General features: G+C 69.2%; 16 protein-coding genes. 14 read left to right on the top strand and 2 right to left on the bottom strand.

What is annotated here, in order from left to right; all coding sequences use genetic code 11:
• The first annotated feature begins 341 nt into the window (after positions 1–341).
• The 12 genes from QQA02_RS01750 to QQA02_RS01695 all read left to right on the top strand — a co-directional run bounded on the left by QQA02_RS01750 (position 342) and on the right by QQA02_RS01695 (position 12,830).
• Positions 342–752, top strand: a complete 411-nt coding sequence (locus QQA02_RS01750; RefSeq protein ID WP_284863101.1) for a hypothetical protein — start codon at positions 342–344, stop codon at positions 750–752.
• Positions 753–1,179: 427 nt separating this feature from the next.
• Positions 1,180–2,406 (top strand): hypothetical protein, encoded by a 1,227-nt coding sequence (locus QQA02_RS01745; protein WP_284863100.1) that lies wholly within the window; start codon positions 1,180–1,182, stop codon positions 2,404–2,406.
• A 244-nt stretch (positions 2,407–2,650) separates the two neighbouring features.
• The gene (locus tag QQA02_RS01740) at positions 2,651–3,691 is read left to right on the top strand and encodes a hypothetical protein (protein WP_284863099.1); all 1,041 of its coding nucleotides are present in this window, start codon (positions 2,651–2,653) and stop codon (positions 3,689–3,691) included.
• Positions 3,692–3,747: 56 nt separating this feature from the next.
• A complete protein-coding gene (locus QQA02_RS01735) occupies positions 3,748–4,803 on the top strand; it encodes a hypothetical protein (protein ID WP_284863098.1) in 1,056 nt (351 codons plus the stop codon).
• A 56-nt stretch (positions 4,804–4,859) separates the two neighbouring features.
• Positions 4,860–6,518 carry a serine/threonine-protein kinase gene (locus QQA02_RS01730; RefSeq protein WP_284863097.1) on the top strand — a complete coding sequence of 553 codons (1,659 nt, stop codon included), beginning with the start codon at positions 4,860–4,862 and terminating at the stop codon, positions 6,516–6,518.
• Positions 6,512–7,198, top strand: coding sequence for a hypothetical protein (locus QQA02_RS01725; RefSeq protein WP_284863096.1), 687 nt, complete (start codon positions 6,512–6,514; stop codon positions 7,196–7,198). The genes QQA02_RS01730 and QQA02_RS01725 overlap by 7 nt, the downstream gene beginning before the upstream one ends.
• Before the next feature lie 57 nt (positions 7,199–7,255).
• Positions 7,256–8,698 carry a threonine synthase gene (thrC, locus tag QQA02_RS01720; protein ID WP_284863095.1) on the top strand — a complete coding sequence of 481 codons (1,443 nt, stop codon included), beginning with the start codon at positions 7,256–7,258 and terminating at the stop codon, positions 8,696–8,698.
• Between the two features lie 170 nt (positions 8,699–8,868).
• Entirely contained in the window at positions 8,869–9,180 is a 312-nt protein-coding gene (locus QQA02_RS01715) for a hypothetical protein (RefSeq protein ID WP_284863094.1), read from the top strand.
• A complete protein-coding gene (locus tag QQA02_RS01710) occupies positions 9,180–9,920 on the top strand; it encodes a hypothetical protein (protein ID WP_284863093.1) in 741 nt (246 codons plus the stop codon). The genes QQA02_RS01715 and QQA02_RS01710 overlap by 1 nt, the downstream gene beginning before the upstream one ends.
• A gap of 6 nt (positions 9,921–9,926) precedes the next feature.
• Entirely contained in the window at positions 9,927–10,475 is a 549-nt protein-coding gene (locus tag QQA02_RS01705; protein ID WP_284775970.1) for an NUDIX hydrolase, read from the top strand.
• A 250-nt stretch (positions 10,476–10,725) separates the two neighbouring features.
• Entirely contained in the window at positions 10,726–12,267 is a 1,542-nt protein-coding gene (locus QQA02_RS01700) for a hypothetical protein (protein ID WP_284863092.1), read from the top strand.
• A 95-nt stretch (positions 12,268–12,362) separates the two neighbouring features.
• Positions 12,363–12,830, top strand: coding sequence for a hypothetical protein (locus QQA02_RS01695; protein WP_284863091.1), 468 nt, complete (start codon positions 12,363–12,365; stop codon positions 12,828–12,830).
• 93 nt (positions 12,831–12,923) lie between these two features.
• On the opposite strand, the gene glnA is transcribed toward QQA02_RS01695, so the two are convergent.
• Both glnA and QQA02_RS01685 read right to left on the bottom strand, forming a co-directional pair.
• Complete coding sequence (glnA, locus tag QQA02_RS01690; RefSeq protein WP_284775976.1) at positions 12,924–14,360, bottom strand: type I glutamate--ammonia ligase; 1,437 nt, start codon at positions 14,358–14,360, stop codon at positions 12,924–12,926.
• 207 nt (positions 14,361–14,567) lie between these two features.
• A complete protein-coding gene (locus QQA02_RS01685; protein WP_284863090.1) occupies positions 14,568–15,725 on the bottom strand; it encodes an ornithine cyclodeaminase family protein in 1,158 nt (385 codons plus the stop codon).
• A gap of 419 nt (positions 15,726–16,144) precedes the next feature.
• Between QQA02_RS01685 and QQA02_RS01680 the strand changes: the two genes are divergently transcribed.
• Together QQA02_RS01680 and QQA02_RS01675 are read left to right on the top strand one after the other, a co-directional pair.
• Positions 16,145–17,041 carry a 2-dehydropantoate 2-reductase gene (locus tag QQA02_RS01680; RefSeq protein WP_284863089.1) on the top strand — a complete coding sequence of 299 codons (897 nt, stop codon included), beginning with the start codon at positions 16,145–16,147 and terminating at the stop codon, positions 17,039–17,041.
• A 119-nt stretch (positions 17,042–17,160) separates the two neighbouring features.
• On the top strand, positions 17,161–18,186 hold the full coding sequence (locus tag QQA02_RS01675; RefSeq protein WP_284863088.1) for a GIY-YIG nuclease family protein: 1,026 nt from the start codon (positions 17,161–17,163) through the stop codon (positions 18,184–18,186).
• The last annotated feature ends 8 nt before the right edge of the window (positions 18,187–18,194 follow it).

Below are 18,194 nucleotides of genomic sequence, written 5' to 3'. Positions count from 1 at the left end.
CGTCCCCGTGGACGGGGATGAATTCGCTCGACCCTGTCGAAAGGAAGGCCGGAGATGGCCCAGTACAACCTCTACGAGTCGATCGGGCTGGACCGTAGGTGGCTCTCGGCGTCTTCGCCGAGCCCTCGCGGCGCGCTAGCTACGACGCGATTCTCGACGACCCCTCTCATCCGGATCTGGGCATCACCGGCCTGCGGAGACTCGCTTCCGGGGACACGGTCGGCCAGTTCGGTCCCGGGGGTGGTGATATCCCGCAGGGGCAGTCGCAGCAGGCCCGGCAGCCCGGGCACCCGCGGTAGCCGCAGTACGTGGGGCGCCCGGATGGCCGGCAGTCCCGGGCCGTGGGGCTGGACTCCGGTGCGAAGGCCGACAGATCCCGGGGCGGACGCAAAGGCTCCTGGCGCACCAAGCTCATGATCGCCGCCGTGGTCATCGTGCTGGTGTGTCTGCTTGTCCTGGGCCTGGTCCTGTGGATCGCGCGAGGCGGCGGGTCAGGCGGCGGCAAGTTGGTGAAGCTGGCGGAGGAGCTGATCGCCCAGGAGACGGGCCAGGACCGTGTCGACTGGTTCAGGGAGCACTACGACGAAGAACTGGCGCGCGACGTCCACGGAGGAACTGCGATCGTCCCGGACGCCGATGCGGTCAACGGTCAGTATGCCGACCTGGCTGGTTCCGGTTCCGTCGACATCCTCGGCAGCGAGGATTACGGTCCGTTCCTCGATGTGTCCCTGAACGTCGGGGGCGGGGGATGAAGGGATTCGAATCAGAGTACGGGGTCACCGCCTACGACGTGGGGCGCTTCCATCGGTGAGCTCGACGTCGTGCTCGCCTTCGTCGAGCGGGACGGGGAATGGCGGATGTTCTTCGCGAATGCACCCGGGGAATTTTCGGGTTTCGGTGACGAATCCTCGGGTCTGCTCTTCTGACGGCTTCATGTCTCGGGGATGTCCCCGAGGTCGGGGGTACTGCCCGCATAAACACTCATGGGGGTGGGCGCCTCCCGGGCCCGTCGGTGTGCATCGATTGTGACACCGATGACTGTTAACCTGTGGCCCAATTCAAATTGCGCTGAAAATCTCCGGCGTCGCCACTGTGGGGAGGATTCCGCACGCGGCAGGACGTCACACCGGTACGCCCTTAGTGTCCGTAGATGTCAGCTCAGATGAACTCTGCACCGCCTTGAAGGGAGAGCCAGGGATGGCCCACTACAACCTCTATGAATCGATCGGCCTGGATCGCGCGCGGCCCAGCGAGGAGCTCGCGGAGGAGATCCAGCGTCGCCTGAGCGCCGGAGACGCCGGCAACCCGGGCGGTGCAGACGAGCTGCAGGTGGCGCTCGACATCTTCTCCGAGCCGTCCCGCCGTTCCCGTTACGACGCGATTCTCGACGACCCGGACCAGCCCGAGCTGCGCATCAGCGGCCTGCGCAAGATCGCCGCCGAGGGCGGCTCGGGCGACAACGGCGCCGGCGCGGCCGCGAACCCGCAGGGCGCGCAGCAGGCCGGGCCGCAGATGGGGCAGCAGGGCCAGGCGGGCCAGTACCAGCAGTATGGCCAACCCCAGCCCGGCCAGTACCAGCAGTACGGCCAGCCGCAGCCTGGCCAGTACCAGCAGTTCGCCCAGTACGGCCAGCCGCAGCAGGGGCAGTACCAGTACCAGCAGTACGGCCAGCCGCAGCCTGGCCAGCCGGGCCAGTACCAGCAGTACGGCCAGTACGGCGAGCCGCAGCAGGGGCAGTACCAGTACCAGCAGTACGGCCAGCCGGGGCAGCAGCCCCAGCAGTCCACGTTCGCGGGTGCGAAGAACGCGTTCTCCGGCGTCGGCCAGAAGCTGTCCGGCGCGCCCGGCACGCTCAAGGGGGAGTACGCGCGCTCCTCGAACCAGGTGATCGCGGTGACCGCCGCGGCCACCGCGCTGGTCTGTCTGCTCATCTTCGGCCTGGTGTGGTGGGTCGCCGGCGGCAGCGGGTCCAACGGGGGTGCGGCTGTGAAGGCGGCCGAGCAGTTCATCTCCAAGGACACCGACCGGGACCGGGTCGACTGGATCAACGACCACTACGACAAAAAGCTGGCGGAGGGCTGGCACGGAAGCAAGAAGTCGGCGCCGGACGCCGAGGATCTCAATGATTTCTACACCGACTACGTGGGTGTCGGCTCCGTCGATGTGATCGGAGACGCGGATTTTGGCGCTTTCATGAGCATCATCGGCAGCGCCGACGGGGAGACGATGTTGGACGCGATCGAATCTGAAACCGGCATCACCGCTATGTACGCCGTTGGCGTGGGCGACCGTGATACCGGTGTGTCCAAGGCCGTTCTCTACTTCGCCGAAGCTGACGGCGACTGGTATCTGCTCGACATCGACGAGTCGGAAGAGGTCGAGGACGCCGACGAGCTCATCTCCTGATTTTCCCTGGCTCCCGGCGGAGTGCGGGCAAAAGCCGATCCGCCGCGTGAGCCGAATTTTTGTGCTGTGGGCGATGTGACCGACTGCTATTCTGTGCCGCGGGTTAAATCTGTCTGGCAGTCTCCGGGGGCTTAGCTGTGGGGAGGGTTCCCCACAACGCTGCGGTCGCCGCCCGCGGGGGCCTTAGGCTCCTTCTTCGTAAGATCAAACAACGTGCTTGACCCCCTGGAAAGGAGGGCCAGCGATGGCCCACTACAACCTCTACGAATCGATCGGTCTGGACCGCGGGCGGTCCAGTGAGGAACTCGCCGCGGAGGTCACCCGCCGACTGAACGAGGGGGAGACCGGCAACCCTGGCGGTGCGGACGAGCTGCAGGTCGCGCTCGACATCTTCTCCGAGCCGTCCCGCCGTTCCCGCTACGACGCGATTCTCGACGACCCGAGCCAGCCCGAGCTGCGTGTCGGCGGCCTCCGGCGCATCGCCGCCGAGGACGCCGGCTCCGCCGGTGAGGCGTCGGCCGACACCGGGCACGCGTCGCAGGACCAGCAGCCGGAGGCTCCGCAGGCCGGCCAGCAGTTCGGCCAGTACCAGCGGCAGCCCGAGCAGGGCCAGCAGCCCCAGCAGTCCGCCTTCTCGGCCCAGGCCGCCACCGCGGCCGCCGGCGCGAAGAAGGCCTTCGCCGGTGCAGGGGAGAAGCTCTCCGGCGCCTCCGAGAACCTCAAGGGCGAGTACGACGTCCTCAAGGGCGAGTACGCGAAGTCCTCGCGCAAGGCGATCATCGTCACCGCCATCGTCACCGCGGTGGCCTGCCTGCTCCTCTTCGGCATCTTCAACCTCGTCACCGGCGGCAGCGGCTCCGAGGGCGGCAAGTCCGTCAAGATGGCCAAGGAACTGGTCAAGAAGGACACCGACCGCGACCGCGTCGACTGGATCAGCGAGCACTCCGACAAGAAGCTCACCGAGAAGTTCACCGACGTCGACTACGACGCCGAGGCCCTCAACGACCGCTTCACCGACTTCGTCGGCGTCGGCTCCGCGGACGTCCTCGACGACGTGGACTACGGCACGTACCGCAACATCACCATGACCGTGGACGACGAGCCCTTCTTCAAGGCCGCGGAGTCCGACGCCGGCGTCACGGCGGTCCCCCGGGTCTCCGTGGGCGACAAGGACGCCGGTGTGCCGAAGGCCCACCTGACGTTCGCCAAGATGGACGGCGACTGGTACCTGGTCGCCGTAAACAAGGTCTTCGACGCCGACGAGATCTCGGGCTCGACCGAGTAGGGTCTTGCCCAGTACCGGCGTCTGAGAACCCGCGATCCAGAAAGCGACGGTCAAGGATGAGCACGCACGACTACTACCGCAGCCTCGGGCTTGATCCGACGGCCGACTCGACGAGCCTGGTCCGGGAGATCGGCCGGCTCGAGTGGGGCGCCGACGCCCGTCGCCCCGAGCGTGCCGACGAGCTGCGGCAGGCCCGCCACATCCTCGGCGACCCCGACCGGCGCGCACGCTACGACGCGCTCCTGGCCGAGGAGCACCGCCGCGCGGCCGCATCCCGGCCCGCTGCCACCGCGGCGGGTGCGACGGGCGCGACCGCCGCGTGGGGGCCTGCGGGCCAGACCGCCGCGCCGGACACATTCTCCGCTGCCACCCCGCACTCCGCGTCCGGCCCGAACGCCGCCCCCGCCCCGGGGCACCCGGAGCCGGAGCAGGACGCCAGGAACGACAAGAAGAAGGAACCCAAGCGCCGCGGTCTGCTGCCCGTCATCGCCGGCACCGCGCTGGCCACCGCCGCCGTGTGCGCCCTGATCGGCGCCGGCGCCTGGTGGGCGACCGGCAGCGAGGGCGACGGCGAGGCCGAGTCGGCCGCGCCGGCGACGGTCACGGAGACGGTGACCACCACGGCGTCGCCAAGCGAGGCACCGGAGGACGCGCGCCTGGGTGAGGTGCGCGCACTGGCCGAGGAGTTCGTCGGCCTGCGCGAGCGCGAGCAGATCGAGGGCTTCATCCGCGCCCACGGCGTGCCCAACCAGCTGGACAAGCAGGTCGACCACCACCTCGGCGAGAGCAAGGACTTCTCGCCGGAGGCCGTCTTCGGCACGCCCGAGCCGAAGGTGCTCGACGTCGTCGACGGCACGCCCAACTTCGCCACCCGCTACGCCGTCGAGGGCGTGCCGACCACGCAGTCGCTCGCCGACCACGGCGTAACCGCGCTGTACCTGGTCACCGTCGGCAACGCCGGCAACGACCAGGAGACCGCCTCGCTGGCCTTCGTGGAGCGCGACGGCGGCCTGCAGTACATCCGGGTCAGCAGGCCCGCCCAGACGTTCACCCCCGAGCAGATGGACCACGTGTTCAGCCAGGACGGCGACCTGGGCGCCGTGGAGTTCTAGGCACACGTGACAAGGCGGGCGGTGATCACCGCCCGCGGAAGGACAGTTGGAGAAGCATGAGTCAGCAGGGATGGGGCCGCGCCCCGCAGGCCGAGGATGGCGGACGCGACGAGTGGCACAACACCACGCCGGCCCAGGACGCCCCGCCGACGGTGCAGGGCCCCGTCACCCCGCCCGAGGACCAGTTCGCCCGCGACCTGCGCGAGCGCGGCACCGTCATCCTGGAGAAGATCGGCGAGGGCGGCATGGGCCGCATCTACCTCGGCCGTGACGAGAACCTCGACCGCAAGGTAGCCGTCAAGCGGCTGATCGAGGAGGTCGGCGCCGACGACGAGAACCGGCGCCGCTTCCAGCAGGAGATGCGCACGCTGGCCAAGATCAACCACTCCGCGGTGGTCGACATCTACGACGGTGGCGTGACCCCGCACGGTGAGGCGTACTTCACCATGGAGTATATCCCGGGCACCAACCTCAACGACCAGATCCGCAGCCGCAGGGAGTGGGACTCGCCGTTCACCGTCGCCGAGACCGTCCGGCTGCTGCGGCCCATCGCCGGCGCCCTGGACCACATCCACACCCGGATCAGCCCGCCGGTGATCCACCGCGACGTCAAGCCCGGCAACATCCTCATCCCCGGCGGCCGCGGGCGCGACGTGGCCAGCATGCTCACCGACTTCGGCATCAGCCTGACCCCGGAGTCGACCCGGGTGACCCAGCTCTCCGCCATCATCGGCACCGACGGCTACCTGGCGCCCGAGCTCTACCCGGGCAAGGAGGCCGGCCGCCAGGGGGTGATCCACCCGCAGCCCTCGGCGAACACGGACAACTACGCGCTGGCGCTCATCGCCTTCGAGATGCTCACCCTGGTGCAGCTCAAGGACACCATGACCCAGTCGCAGTGGCTCTACGACCGCACCTTCCCGGACATCTCCGAGCTGCGCTTCGCCGAGAAGGAGGAGCCGCACCGCGAGGCCATCCGCAGCGTCCTCGAGCGCGCGCTTTCCCAGGTCCCGGCCCGGCGCTACAGCAGTGCCGTCGAGTTCATCGACGCGCTGGCCCGCGCCGGCGCCCAGGGCGGCGACGCCGCCGGCCAGCGCCGCTCGCGCAGCCCGCGCGACTACCCGCCCCAGCACGACGTGCCCACCCGCATCGAGCCCGTCGTCGCCCCGGGCGCGCGCCCCGTGCAGATGCAGACCGCGCCCACGGCCTTCACCGGCACCGCCCAGGCCGTCGGCCAGCCGCGGCGCAAGCGTGGCGTAGGGATCATCGCCGGCGTCGCCGCAGTGGCGGTCCTGGCCGCCGGCGGCGTGGGCGCCTGGTGGTTCCTCGCGCACCCGAAGTGGTCCGGGCAGGACCGCTCCGTGGCCGCCGCCTTCGACAGCATCACCGGCGACCGCGAGGGCCGCGGCGGCTGGTCCGAGGTCAGCTGCCACTCCGCCGCCCCGGACGAGGGGCAGGCCGCCAAGATCGTCTGCACCGGCGACGGGCTGGGCATCACCCTGGCCGACTACGGCGACCAGGACACCCGCGACCGCTACGTCGAGGGCGAGGCCATTCAGCTGGGCAACGACCAGTGCACCGTCGACGTGGTCGACGTCGACACCACCGACGGCAGCGCGTATGTGATGCTGCCGGGTGCGGAGCGTTCCCGCTTCCTCGCTATGGTGTGGGGTGACCGGGCCGACTCGATGAAGAACAGGATCCCCATATGCTGAGCAGCCAGCCCGCCGGCACGGAGAGCGCCGGCTCCCCGCTGCTGAGACTCGACGACCTGATCGGCCAGTCCACCGTCGTCGAGGCGTCCGAGGAGCTCATCGTCGGGCGCGCCGGCAACTTCGTCGTCGGCGAGGACGACCAGTTCCTGCACCGCCGCCTGCTGCACTTCTGGTGCAGCGCGAACCAGTGGATGGTCAAGAACGTCGGCAGCCGCGTGCCCGTGGACATCGAGCCGCGCAGCCGCGGCAGCTTCGCGCGCACCGACCTGGGCCCGGGCGCGCAGACCCCGCTGGCCCCCGGCGCCTCCGCCATCGTCTTCTCCACCTCGGAGCGCACCTACGAGCTGCACGTGGACGTCTACGCCCTCGGTGTGCACGGCCCCCGGGCGACGTACACGCCGGACGCGGCGACCGCGACCGTCGGCAAGCACGTGCCCAACCAGGAGCAGCTCGAACTGATGCAGGCGCTGGCCGCGCCCCTGGCGCGCCAGCCCGGCACGGACGACTCGGCGATCCCGGACGTGGCCACCGTCGCCCGGCAGCTCGGCTGGACGGAGAAGAAGGTCAACTCCAAGATCGACTACCTGTGCCGCAGCATCGAGAAGTCCGGCCCGCCGATGCCCAAGCCCTACCGCGTCTCCCTGGCGCGCTACGCCTACGAGATGGGCTACCTCAACTAACCCCGTCCCGGTGACCGGCCTGGGCGCCGTCGCGGTGACCCACTAGACTCGGGCGGCGTGAAATACATCTCCACGCGCGACGCCTCCCGCACCCCCGCGACCTTCACCGACATCCTGCTCGGCGGCCTGGCCCCGGACGGCGGCCTCTACCTGCCGGCCGAGTACCCGCAGGTCGACGCGGAGATGCTGGAGAAGTGGCGCGCCCTGCTCGCCGAGGAGGGCTACGCGGCGCTGGCCGCCGAGATCCTCAAGCTCTTCGTCGACGACATCCCGGCCGCCGACATCGAGGCCATCACCGCGCGCGCCTACCGCACCCCCGTCTTCGACGACGAGGAGATCGTGCCGGTCACCCCGCTCGACGACGGCCTGCACCTCGGCCACCTCTCCCAGGGCCCGACCGCGGCCTTCAAGGACATGGCCATGCAGCTGCTCGGCGAGCTCTTCGAGTACGAGCTGGCCCGCCGGGACACGACGCTGAACATCCTGGGCGCGACCTCGGGCGACACCGGCTCCTCCGCCGAGTACGCCATGCGCGGGCGCACCGGCATCCGCGTGTTCATGCTGACCCCCGCCGGGCGCATGACGCCGTTCCAGCAGGCGCAGATGTTCGGCCTGGACGACCCGAACATCTTCAACATCGCCCTCGACGGCGTCTTCGACGACTGCCAGGACGTGGTCAAGGCCGTCTCCGCGGACGCCGACTTCAAGGCCCGCCACCACATCGGCGCGGTCAACTCCATCAACTGGGCGCGCCTGATGGCCCAGGTGGTCTACTACTTCTCCTGCTGGCTCAAGCTGACCGACGGCCCCGGCCAGAAGGTCTCCTTCTGCGTGCCCACCGGCAACTTCGGTGACATCTGCGCCGGCCACATCGCCCGCCAGATGGGCTTGCCGATCGACCGCCTGATCGTGGCGACCAACGAGAACGACGTCCTCGACGAGTTCTTCCGCACCGGCCGCTACCGCCCGCGCTCCTCGGCGGAGACGCAGGCGACCTCGAGCCCGTCGATGGACATCTCGCGCGCGTCCAACTTCGAGCGCTTCATCTTCGACCTCAACGGCCGCGACGCCGGGCTCACCGCCGAGCTGTTCGGGCACCGGGTGCGCGAGGGCGGCTTCGAGCTTGATGACGTCGCGGTGTGCCGCGCGGCGGACGAGTACGGGTTTGCGTCGGGTTCCTCCACGCACGCCGACCGCCTGGCGACCATCCGCGAGACCCACGAGAGGCTCGGCGTGATGCTGGACCCGCACACCGCCGACGGCGTGCACGTCGCCCGCGGGCTGCGCGGTCAGATCGACTCGCCGATCGTGTGCCTGGAGACGGCGCTGCCGGTGAAGTTCTCCGAGACGATCCGCGAGGCCACCGGGCTCGAGCCCGAGGTGCCCGAGCGCTTCGCCGGGATCATGGACGCCGGCCGCCACGTCACCGACATGTCCAACGACGCCGAGGCCGTCAAGAAGTTCATCGAGGAATCGATCGCCGCCCACGACGCGCGGTAGTGCTGTTTTCGGGCCGCGTGCGGCGGGCCCGTGGCGCCCGGCGGGCGGGCGCACCGCCGCTGCCTGCGGGGTCCGTAAAGCCCGCGTGGGCGGGCGCGCCGCCCGGTAGGGTGGGCGCCCTGAGGCCGCCGCGGGGCGGTCGACGTACAGCGAAGACGAGAGGCGGAACCATGGCGCAGGAACGATTCGCAGGCCCGGAGTACTTCACCGAGTTCGACCCGGAGCGCTTCGCCGCGCAGCTGACCGGTGGGCTGCTCGGCCAGGACGAGCCCGAGACGCAGAATCCGGAGACCGCCGAGGGCGCGGAGAACTCGGGGTCCGCTGAGGTCGCCGAGGCTGAGCCCGCTGAGGCTGAGGCCGCGGAGCCGGCGGCGAGCGCGGACGGCGAGGTCCGCGTCGGCGCCGACGGTGAGGCTCGTGTCGGCGGCGAGGGCCGCGACGACTCCGGCGAGGCCGAGGTCGAGGGCGGGGAGCACGCCTGATGGCCCGGCACAAGGACACCGGGGCACTGGCCGACCTGCTCGGCGGGCTGGCCGCCGACGTCGACGGGCTGATCGGCGCCGTGGTGGTCGAGCTGTCCGGCTCCACCCGCCTGGCCGGCGGGGGAGAGGCCGAGCCCGCAGCTGACGCCGTGGCCGCCCTGGCCCGGGCGACGACCTCGGTGGCGCTGAGCGCCGGTGCCAGCGAGCGCGCCGGGACCGAGCCGGGCGTCGCGGAGGTCCCGGAGCAGGCCGTCGACGCGCTGGTGCGCGCCGGCGACCGCCTCGTGCTCGTCGTGCCCGCCGGCCGCGAGGTCGCCCTCGGCGTGGTGGTCGAGGCGGCGGCCGTGGACCCGGCGGTGCTGCGTTGGGTGGTCACCCGCCACCTCGAGCAGACGCCGCTGGCCGAGGCCGCGGCCGCCGAGCTCGCCGCCGCGCCCGAGCCGAAGGCCGTGGAGCCGGCTCCGGCTGAGCCTGCGGCGCCTGAGACGGCGGAGCCCGCACCCGTCGCGCCCACGTACGCCGCATCCGCCCACGCCGGCTGGGGCCCGCAGCACGCGGCACCGCAGCCTACGGTGGAGGCGAATGCGACGTCGCACGACGCGACGTCGTCAAGCACGCCCGCTGCAGACGGTGACGGCGCACGGCTCGTCGAGCCGGAGCCGCTGCCCGGCCGCGGCGGGGGATTCGACTTCGAGAGCTGGCTGGCCGACTACCGCGCCGGCGGCGAGAAAGAGGACTGAGCACGTATGGGAACCCCCGACTTCGTCGTGGAGCTGCGCAAGAAGATCGGGCACGACCACCTGTGGATGCCCGGCGTGACCGCGATCGTGGTGCGTGACGTGCAGGCGGACGCGCCGGTGTGGGCGACGCCGAAGATCCTGCTGGTCAAGCGCTCCGACAACGGCGAGTGGACCCCGGTGACCGGCATCGTGGACCCGGGCGAGGACCCGGATGTGGCCGCGATCCGCGAGGTCAAGGAGGAGACAGGCCTGGACGCGAAGGTCGAGGCGCTGCTCGGCGTCGGTGCCGTCGGGCCCACCGAGTACCCCAACGGCGACCGTGCCAGTTACATGGACACCTGCCTGCGGCTCTCGGTGCCCGAGGACGCGGAGCCGGTGGTCGGTGACGAGGAGTCGACCGAGGTCGGCTGGTTCGAGGCGATGCACCTGCCGGTGACCAACCCGCGCCTGCGGATGGCGTGCGGCGACGCCGTGGCCCAGCTGCGCCACCCCGAGGGATTCGAGACCCGGATCGGCTGGCGCAAGCGCAGTCAGCCGGGCCGCACCGCGTACTGATTCGAGGTGATGTCGACCCGTCGCTGTGACGGGTGGGGCCAGTGTGACGCAATGGCTCCAATGGGGTCGGCGGGGAGGAATAGATCCCCAGCTGGCCGAGCCTTTTGAAGGTAGACCATCTATGATTAAGAACCGAGACTGTCTTCCACCGTCCCCGAGACTCGGGGGAACCTGTCCGGTGAACCACCGCATGCGCAACGAAAGGTACGAAAACATGGCGCGTAAGCACCTGTCCCGCAAATTGGCCGGCATGATCGCTGCGAGTGCGATCATCGCCGCCCCGACGGGCATCGGTGCGACCGCCGTGGTGTCGGCCGAGACCACCGATCAAGGCGGCGCTCCCGCGCCGAGCGGAGTTGTGCCGACGGACGCTCCAGGCGTTGACAATTCGGCGAATTCCGTGGTCCCGTTCGCTGCTCCCGGCGCTGAGGAGCAGGTGGACCCAGACAAGCCCACGGACGATCCCCATTCGGTCAAGCACGGCGAGCTCATCAACGAGCTGAACCACAAGCTGAAGGTGGAGGAGCTTGAGAAAGGCGACGAGGAGATCGTCGTCGAGGTTACCGGTGCCACGGAGGGTGACTGGGTCGCCTTCAGCTACTTCCGGGACAAGGAAAAGCGCGCGGCCAAGGACGGCAACCCGAAGCAGCACTTCCTTAAGGAAAAGGATGATGCGGGGAAGGACATCCCGAACGGCAAGGTCGAGTGGTATCAGATCGACGCCGAGGGAAATGTCCACCTCCCGAAGGAAGCTTTGCCGACTGACGAGGGGATCACACTCGTTGCCCAGGGTAAGGACAGCACCGACGAAGACAAGAAGGTAGTCGGCTGGGCCGAGATGACGATCGAGGAGCCGAAGGAAACCACCGCCTCGTCCACCTCGACCACCACCACCGAGTCGGACGGCTCGGTGCCGGACGGCACCATCGAGGGCACCGGCAAAGCCCTGATGAAGATGTTCGGCGCCATCGCGACCTTCGGCCAGGACACCAACTCGACCGGTTCGACGAATACCACCGGGAACTCCACCAAGAGCTCCAAGTCGACCTCGACGAAGTCATCGACCTCCAAGAAGAGCTCGAACTCGACCTCGAACAACTCCAACTCCAAGGAGCCGCAGACCAGCCGCTCGCGCACGACCTCCTACGGTTCGACCTCCGGCGGCTCGGGCTCGAAGTCGACCAGCTCCGGTTCCAAGTCCTCCGGTTCCGGCTCGAAGTCCTCCAAATCGAGCAAGTCCTCCGGTAAGTCCCGAAAGTCCACCAAGTCGACGAAGGCGAAGTCCACCAAGTCGAACAAGGCCAAGAAGTCCGGCTCCAAGCCGGAGAAGGCCGCGAAGAACCCGGTCAAGACCACTGACGAGCTCAAGAGCGCGAACGCCCACGGCGTCAAGGGCGCCCTCGAGGACGACCGCCTGCTGCTGACCGTCCCGGAGGCCAAGGCCGGCGACTGGCTCTACGTCTACGTCTTCAGCGACGACAAGGCCCCGAAGGGCCTCGGCTGGATGAAGGTCGACAAGAACAAGCAGATCAGCATCGACACCTCCGACCTGGGCCCGGGCGTCCACAAGTTCGCCCTGGTCAACGAGGACGACAAGCTCGTCGGCTGGAACGGCGTGCAGTTCCCGGACGAGCCCGGGAACGGCGCCTCCGAGGAGAACGTCGCCCCGCAGGCCCAGTCCGAGGTCATGATGGCCGCCTCCGACTGGTCCCTGATCGCGGGCTCCCTGGGCATCGTCGCCCTCTCCGCGCTGGGCGCCTTCGTCTGGTGGCGCACCCGCAACCTGGGCTAGTCTTTAGCCCCGCCCGGGTCGGCCTAGCCGACCCGGGCATCATTTTTCCCCGTCCCACGCACGATCAAGGCAACGAAAAGGTTCTGCACTCCAGGATGACTTCGCACCTCCGCCCCTCTGTCGCCCTCGGCGCCGGCACGGCGTCGCTGACCGCCGCCCTCGCCGGCCCCGCCACCGCCGTGGCCGCGGCGGCCGAAGTAGAGACGTCGCCGGTGCAGCTGATGGCCGCGGACGGCTCCGGGCACTTCCCGGTGCTGGGGCTGACCATCGGCGCCTGCATCCTCGTCGTAGGCCTGGCCTGCGTGGCCGCGTTCGTCTACATCAAGCACCGCGAGCTCAAGGCCGCCGAGAAGGCCGCCGCAGAGGGCCGGTACGCGGGTTACCAGGACAGCTACCAGCCCGGCTACGAGGGAGGCAACCGCGCCGAGGGCGCGGACTACTGGAACGAGACTGACGACGCCGCGGGCTACACCCCGGGTGCCGAGGGCACCGAGGGCGGGTCGAGCCGCGTGCTGCCGCGCGACCCGGAGACCACCCAGTTCAAGGGCTACACCGAGGAGTAACCCGCCCGGCGGCGTTCCCACGCCGACGGAACGCGGACGCGCAACGGTCCCGCGGTGCAGTGCACCGCGGGACCGTCGTCAATTGAAGGGGCTCTAGCAGTCGTAGTAGAGCTCGTACTCCAGCGTCGTCGGCCGCTGGCGGGCCGGCTGGATCTCCGTGTCGTACTTCTCCTGGATGTAGGTGTCGATGAGGTCCTCGGTGAAGACATCGCCGTCGGTGAGGAACTCGTGGTCCTCGGCCAGGGCGTCGAGCGCCTGGGAGAGCGAGGCCGGCACCGTCGGGATGCCCGCGGCCTCCTCCGGCTCCAGCTCGTAGAGGTCCTTGTCCACCGGCTCGCCCGGGTCGATGCGGTTCTTGATGCCGTCCAGGCCCGCCATCATCATCGCCGTCAGGCCCAGGTAGGGGTTGCCCGAGGGATCCGGGGCGCGGAACTCGATGCGCTTGGCTTTAGGCGCGGAACCGGCCGCCGGGATGCGGATGGCCGCCGAGCGGTTGCGCTGCGAGTAGGCCAGGTTGATCGGGGCCTCCGAACCCGGCACCAGGCGGTGGTAGGAGTTCAGCGTCGGGTTGGTGAAGGCCAGCACCGCGCTGCCGTGGGCCAGCAGGCCGCCGATGTAGTGGCGGGCGGTCTCGGAGAGCCCGCCGTAGCCGTTCTCGTCGTAGAACAGCGGTTCGCCGTTCTTGTAGAGCGCCTGGTGGGCGTGCATTCCCGAGCCGCCGTCGCCGTCGAGCGGCTTGGGCATGAAGGTGGCCGAACGCCCGTTGCGCTTGGCGGTGTTCTTGACCACGTACTTGAACTTCTGCAGGTCGTCGGCCGCGTGCAGCAGGGTGTTGAAGCGGTAGTTGATCTCCTGCTGGCCGCCCGAGCCGACCTCGTGGTGGGCGCGCTCGACGTCGAATCCGATCAGCTCGAGGGTCTCCGAGATCTCGTCGCGCAGGTCCTGCAGGTGGTCGTAGGGGGCGACCGGGAAGTAGCCGCCGTTGGTGCGCACCTTGTGGCCCAGGTTGCGCGAGCCGTCCGGGTTGAACTCCGCGCCGGTGTTCCACCAGCCCTCCTCGGACTCGACCTGGTGGAAGGAGGCGTTGGTCTGGGTGTCGTAGCGCACCGAGTCGAAGATGTAGAACTCCGCCTCGAGGCCGAAGGTGCAGGTGTCCGCGATCCCGGAGGCGGAGAGGTGCTCCTCGGCCTTGCGCGCGATGTTGCGCGGGTCGCGGGAGAACGGCTCACGGGTGAACGGGTCGTGGACGAAGAACTGCATGTTCAGCGTCTTGGACCTGCGGAACGGGTCGATGACCGCGGTCGACAGGTCCGGCAGCAGCATCATGTCGGACGCCTCGATCGAGGTGTAGCCGGCGATCGAGGAACCGTCGAAGGCCACGCCGTTGTGGAGCGACTCCTCCGAGATCTGGTCGGCGGGCACCGACAGGTGCTGCTCGATGCCGGGCACGTCGGTGAAGCGGACGTCGACCCAGTTGACGTCGTTGTCACGGATGTAGGCGATGAGTTCTTCCGGTGTGGAGAAGTTCACGGTGATCAATGCCCCGGGGCGGGGCTGCGTTCCTTTCGGGAAGCGTCGGGTGCAGATGTACTTATATCCACAGACTAATGATGTGCGCCGGGCAAGGCCCCGGTCGGGTGTGGCAGGGGCCGGGTGGTGGCGTTGTGCGCCGGCGGTGCGCGCGGGGCGGGCCGTGGCGCCCGCCGCGGTGGGGGAGAGGTCTCTTAGAGAGGTCTCTTAGGAGAGGACCGGGTTCTCCCAGAGATTGAGCTTGGTGCCGATGCCCTTCTCGAGCGCGTGCTCGTAGAGGTCGTGGGCCCACGCGACGTCCTCGACGGGCATGCCGCCGATGGAGTAGCAGAAGATCTGCTCGTCGTTGACGCGGCCCGGGGCGTCGCCCTGGGCGATGTCGCCCATGTTGACCAGCTTCTCGGCCGGCAGCGTGCCCTCCTCGTACATGTCCCACCAGCGGTTGCCGGGGATGCCCAGCAGCTGCTCGTAGGTGACGTCCGGCCCGTTCTCGTGGAACCACTCGCGGTAGAGGCCGTCGAAGTCGAGCACCAGGTTGGCCTCGTCGGAGGTGATGAAGTCGTCGTCCAGGCGGGCGGCGGCCGGCATGAGCAGCAGCGCGCCCTGCTTGATCCACTCGCGCTTGAAGTAGGGGAAGCCCGACGGGCCCTCGTCCGAGGTCGAGGTGCCGGCGATGACGATGTCTGAGCCCTCGATGGCGGCCTGCCCGCTGTCGACGATCTCGACGGCGACGTCCGGGAAGTTCTCCCGGAACCAGTCCGCCGCGCGCTGGGTCGAGCCCTCGCTGCGGCCCTTGATCTTGACCTTGTTGATCGAGGGGCGCTGGGAGACGGCCGCGGCGAAGATCGTGCGGCTCATGACGCCGGGCCCGATCACACCGACAGTCTCGGCGTTCTTGACCGCCAGGTGCTTCACACCGACGCCCGGCACGGCGCCGGTGCGGTAGGCGGAGAGCAGGTTGGCGGACATGACGGCCTTCGGGGCGCCGGTGACGGCGTCGTTGAGCACGAAGACGTGGATGGAGCGCGGCAGGCCGTGCTCGCGGTTCTCCACGTTGGAACCGTACCACTTCACGCCGGCGCTGCGGAAGCGCCCGCCCAGGTAGGCCGGCATCGCCATGAAGCGGCGGTCCGGGCCGTCGGCCGGCATGCCCTCGTGTTCGGGGTTCGCGGGGAAGTTGATCTGGGCGCCGTGCGAGTTCGCGGAGGCGCCGGCCATCCGGTAGTCGCCGTTGGCCAGGAGGATCAGGACCTCCTCCATCGCCGACACGCACGCTGCGGAGTCGGCCACGCCGGCCTCGATCATGTCGGGCTCGGAGAGGTAGAGGAAGTCGATGCGGGGAGTTTCGGGGAATCCAGAGGTCACGCGATAGCTTTCCTTGGGTGCGGCGGGGACGCGCAGTGCCTCGGCCGGGGGTGTTTTCCGGCTCGGCGGGGTCTCCGGTTTCCGGGGCCGCGCCTGCTCGGGCTGTGCACCCGGGGCGCGCCCCCATGGCCGTTCGGCGCGTGGCGTCCCTGCCTGATGGCTAGTTCGTCCGCCGGACGATCTCTCAACCGCCGTCATTCACGTTAACGCATAAATGCAGTTCACAGTTTCGAAAACTGGCCGATCACGCGCTAACCCCCTGTTGAGGCATGTAATATCTGCACTATGAACGTACACCCTTAAACGGGGGTGATTTGCCGTATCGGACGCCCGCGCGCGGGTTCAACCCCCGGGGGCGGATCGGGGGGGGGGCTGCCGAATCCGCCCCCGCGCCCCCTCCGGGCGTTAGGCTGTTGGCCATGCGTATCGGAATTATTGGCGCCGGCGCCGTCGGCGGCCTGTTCGCGGCCCGGCTGGTGGAATCGGGCGCGGACGTCGCCGTCGTCGCCCGGGGCGAGACGCTCAAGCGGATCAACGGAGAGGGTCTCACCCTCATCCACCGCGGCGAGGAGCGGACGGTCCAGGTGCCGGCCGCCGAGAGCTTCGACGAGCTCGGCGGTGTGGACGTCGCCGTGCTCGCCACGAAGGTGCTGCCCGGCCAGGAGAAGTTCCCCGACGTGACCGAGGGGGCGCCCGTGGTGCTGACCCAGAACTCCGTCGAGGTCCCGCACCTGGCCGCCGACGCCTTCGGCGCCGGGCGGGTGTGGCCGGGCGTGGTGCGTGGCTTCATGATCCACCGCGGCCCCGGCGTGGTCGAGCTTGCCGACGGCCCGTTGAACTACCACGTGGGTACCTTCGACGGGGCGCCCGACGAGCGCGTCGACGAGCTCGCGCGCCTGCTCACCGCGGCCGGCGTGCCCACGGAGGTCTACCGCGACATCTGGGTCGACGTGTGGACCAAGGCCATGTTCGTCACGCCCTTTGGCGCGCTGGGCGCGGCGGCCGGGCGCCCGCTGGGCTACGTGCGCACCGAGCTGCGCGACCAGTACACCGCGCTGCTCGAGGAGGCCGCGCGCGTGGCGTGGGCCAGCGGGGTGGACCTGCCCGACGACACGGTGGCCCGGCAACTGGAGTTCGCCGACTCGCTCGACGCGGAGGCGACGACCTCAATGCAGCGCGACTATCTCGCCGGCCGGGTCAACGAGCTGGACTCGCAGGCCGGTGCGGTGCGTCGCCTCGGCGAGCGCTACAAGGAGCCCACGCCGCTCTTCGACCAGTTGCAGGGCATCCTCGAGGCGCGCTTCGGGCGCGACTGATCCCCGGCAGCGGGCCCACAGCGGAGATCCTGCGCCGGGGCATGAGCTTCGGCGGTTAAGGCCGGAATAGAATTTCCTGTGTTGATAGATTCGCAGGATCTGCTAGACAGGAAAACTCAATGGCAACCGAGAAGGTGAAGGCCGGTTCCGGGGCACACGCGCTGCACGGCCGGCGATGGGACATCCGGGAGCTCGACTCCGTGGCCTTCCTCCTGACCGGGGAGAAGACGCTGCGCGGCCTCTACCGCCTCGACTTCGCCGACGGCGAGCGCTACGCGGGCCAGTCCGTCAACGTGGCCACCCGGTTCGCCAATCACCGGCGCCGGTGGAACGACATCGTCGCCTTCGAGTTCTTCCCGATCCCCGAGGGGGACCTGGATGCCCCCGAGAAGATGCTCATCCACACCACCGAGGCCGAGGCCGGTGTCCGCAACATCCGCGACGCCGACCACCCCGGCGGTGAGCGCGAGATGGAGGTCAGTGTCGACGAGCAGGTCAGCGTCATCCTGCCCTGGGAACGCGACCGCCGGGTGCGTCCCGGCGAGAGTGTCGTGGGCAAGGACGCGGAGCGGTTCGTGGAGCTGATGTCTCTCGAGGGCTATGCGTACGTGCATGACATCGTCGGCTGGTACCTCTACGAGACCTGCCCGGACCCGGTGAACACGGTGCGCCACCTGTGGACGGTCTCATGCATGCCCTCAACCGCCAAGTCGCCGCTCAGTCGGCGGGCGCTGGCCGTGAACATGGGGAATCTCGAGGTCCTGGTGGTCTACCAGATCATGGATGAAGAGGCTGGCGAGGCAGGGTTCTACTACCTGATCCAGATCAATACCGCGCTCTTTTCGATCCCGGACAACTCGACGCTGGCCGAGGAATGCGTAGTCGACAACTTTCCGGGCCCGTATAACGAGGCCCAGGTGCGGTGCTGGGACTTTGATATCGAGGGGCTTGAGAAGCTTTACGAAGCAGATCCCGAGGAGCCGTTCCGTAAGGCATTCCTCGACGCGGCCTACGAGCTCAACGTGCGCCTCATGCGCCGGGGCGGCACCATGTTCCGCCGCTTCCACAGCGATCTTCTCGCCGCGGACCTGATCGCGGGGGGGGCATTGCAGTGGCGCAGCGAGGATCCCTCGGTTCAGCCCTGACGGTCTCC

It is taken from the genome of Corynebacterium sp. MSK006, assembly GCF_030232385.1.
GTDB classification, from domain to species: domain Bacteria; phylum Actinomycetota; class Actinomycetes; order Mycobacteriales; family Mycobacteriaceae; genus Corynebacterium; species Corynebacterium frankenforstense_A.
The sequence above is the reverse complement of the archived record's forward strand: the minus strand, read 5'-3'. Positions and strand labels throughout refer to the sequence as shown.

Coding starts and splice junctions, on each gene's coding strand:
- QQA02_RS01740 (WP_284863099.1), top strand. CDS start 2,651: ATGGCCCACTACAACCTCTACGAATCGATCGGTCTGGACCGCGGGCGG.
- QQA02_RS01735 (WP_284863098.1), top strand. CDS start 3,748: ATGAGCACGCACGACTACTACCGCAGCCTCGGGCTTGATCCGACGGCC.
- QQA02_RS01730 (WP_284863097.1), top strand. CDS start 4,860: ATGAGTCAGCAGGGATGGGGCCGCGCCCCGCAGGCCGAGGATGGCGGA.
- QQA02_RS01725 (WP_284863096.1), top strand. CDS start 6,512: ATGCTGAGCAGCCAGCCCGCCGGCACGGAGAGCGCCGGCTCCCCGCTG.
- QQA02_RS01715 (WP_284863094.1), top strand. CDS start 8,869: ATGGCGCAGGAACGATTCGCAGGCCCGGAGTACTTCACCGAGTTCGAC.
- QQA02_RS01710 (WP_284863093.1), top strand. CDS start 9,180: ATGGCCCGGCACAAGGACACCGGGGCACTGGCCGACCTGCTCGGCGGG.
- QQA02_RS01705 (WP_284775970.1), top strand. CDS start 9,927: ATGGGAACCCCCGACTTCGTCGTGGAGCTGCGCAAGAAGATCGGGCAC.
- QQA02_RS01700 (WP_284863092.1), top strand. CDS start 10,726: ATGATCGCTGCGAGTGCGATCATCGCCGCCCCGACGGGCATCGGTGCG.
- QQA02_RS01695 (WP_284863091.1), top strand. CDS start 12,363: ATGACTTCGCACCTCCGCCCCTCTGTCGCCCTCGGCGCCGGCACGGCG.
- QQA02_RS01680 (WP_284863089.1), top strand. CDS start 16,145: ATGCGTATCGGAATTATTGGCGCCGGCGCCGTCGGCGGCCTGTTCGCG.
- QQA02_RS01675 (WP_284863088.1), top strand. CDS start 17,161: ATGGCAACCGAGAAGGTGAAGGCCGGTTCCGGGGCACACGCGCTGCAC.